Below are 1747 nucleotides of genomic sequence, written 5' to 3' on the forward strand. Positions count from 1 at the left end.
CAGGACGCCGTGGACGCGATCGCCGCGGGGCGCGCCGTCGTCGTCGTGGACGACGCCGACCGGGAGAACGAGGGCGACCTCATCTACGCCGCCGCCCTGGCCACCGACGAGGTCACGGCCTTCACCGTCCGGCACACCTCCGGCGTGATCTGCGCGCCGCTGCCCCCGGAGATCGCCGACCGCCTCGACCTGCCGCCCATGACCGCCGTCAACGAGGACCCCAAGGGCACCGCCTACACCGTCTCCGTGGACGCCGCCGCGGGCGTCACCACCGGCATCAGCGCCGCCGACCGCACCGTCACCCTGCGCACCCTCGCCGACCCGGACGCCGAGCCCTCCGCGCTCACCCGCCCCGGCCACGTCTTCCCCCTGCGCGCCGTCCCCGGGGGCGTGCGCGCCCGCCGCGGCCACACTGAGGCCGGCGTCGAGCTGTGCGAGCTCGCGGACCTGCCGCCCGTCGCCGCGATCGCCGAGCTCGTGCACGACGACGGCACCATGATGCGCCTGCCCGCCCTGCGCGCCTTCGCCGACGAGCACGGCCTCGTGCTCATCTCCATCGAGGACCTCGTCGCCCACCTCGACGACCACCGGCCCGCCGTCACCCCCGGCCCCGCCGAGGCCTGCCTGCCCACCGTCCACGGGGACTTCCGCGTCAGCGTCCACCCCGACCCCGCCACCGGCGCCGAGCACGTCCTGCTGCTCGCCCCCGCCCCGGACGGCGAGGCCGACCCGGACGCCCCCCTCACCCTGCGCCTGCACTCCGAGTGCCTCACCGGCGACGTCCTCGGCTCCCTGCGCTGCGACTGCGGCCCCCAGCTGCAGGCCGCGCTCGCGGACGCCGCGGCGCACGGCGGCGGCGTGCTGTACCTGCGCGGGCACGAGGGCCGCGGCATCGGCCTGGCCAACAAGGTCCGCGCCTACCGGCTGCAGGAGGAGGGCCTGGACACGGTCGAGGCGAACCTCGCGCTCGGCCTGCCGGCCGAGGCCCGCGCGTACGACGGTGCCGCCGCCGTCCTGCGCGGCGCCGGCATCACCCGGGTCCGCCTGGTGACCAACAACCCCGCCAAGGCGGACGGGCTGCGGGCGGCGGGGATCGACGTCGTCGAGCGCGTCCCGTCTCCGACCCCCGTGACGGCCCACAACGGGCGCTACCTGCGCACCAAGCGGGACCGCATGCACCACGACCTCGCCGGCCGGGACCTCGGCGACGACGACGCCGTCCTCGGCGCCGGTCCGGCCGCCTACGCCACCACCCCCACCACCGACACCGTCCAGGAGGACACCCCATGAGCGGAGCAGGAGCCCCCACCGTCACCCTCGACCCGCAGGCCGCCGCCGGGCTGCGCGTCGCGATCGTCGCCGCGCAGTGGCACACCGAGATCATGGACGGCCTGATCGCCGGGGCGCAGGCCGCCGCGGCCGACCTCGGCCTGGAGCCGACGCTGGTCCGCGTGCCCGGCACCGTGGAGCTGTCCGTGGCCGCGGCTCGCCTGGCGGGGACGTTCGACGTCGTCGTGGTCCTGGGCGTGGTGGTGCGCGGCGGCACCCCGCACTTCGAGTACGTGTGCCAGTCCGTCACGCAGGGCGTCACCGAGGTGTCCGTGCGCACGGGCGTCCCCGTGGGCTTCGGCGTGCTCACCGTGGACACCGAGGAGCAGGCCCGCGACCGGGCCGGTCTGCCCGGCTCCCGCGAGGACAAGGGCCGCGAGGCCCTCGAGGCCGCCGTGCTCACCGAGCTGGCGCTGCG

2 protein-coding genes are annotated in these 1747 nt (G+C 76.8%); both read left to right on the top strand.

The features are described from left to right. Positions 1–9: 9 nt before the first annotated feature. The gene (ribB, locus tag Q4D18_RS09175) at positions 10–1290 is read left to right on the top strand and encodes a 3,4-dihydroxy-2-butanone-4-phosphate synthase (RefSeq protein ID WP_303127585.1); all 1281 of its coding nucleotides are present in this window, start codon (positions 10–12) and stop codon (positions 1288–1290) included. Beyond that, positions 1287–1747, top strand: a 461-nt coding sequence (gene ribH / locus Q4D18_RS09180) for a 6,7-dimethyl-8-ribityllumazine synthase (RefSeq protein ID WP_303127578.1), incomplete at its 3' end; no start/stop codon positions are given. The genes ribB and ribH, both read left to right, overlap by 4 nt.

The organism is Micrococcus sp. (assembly GCF_030523875.1).
Lineage (GTDB): Bacteria > Actinomycetota > Actinomycetes > Actinomycetales > Micrococcaceae > Micrococcus.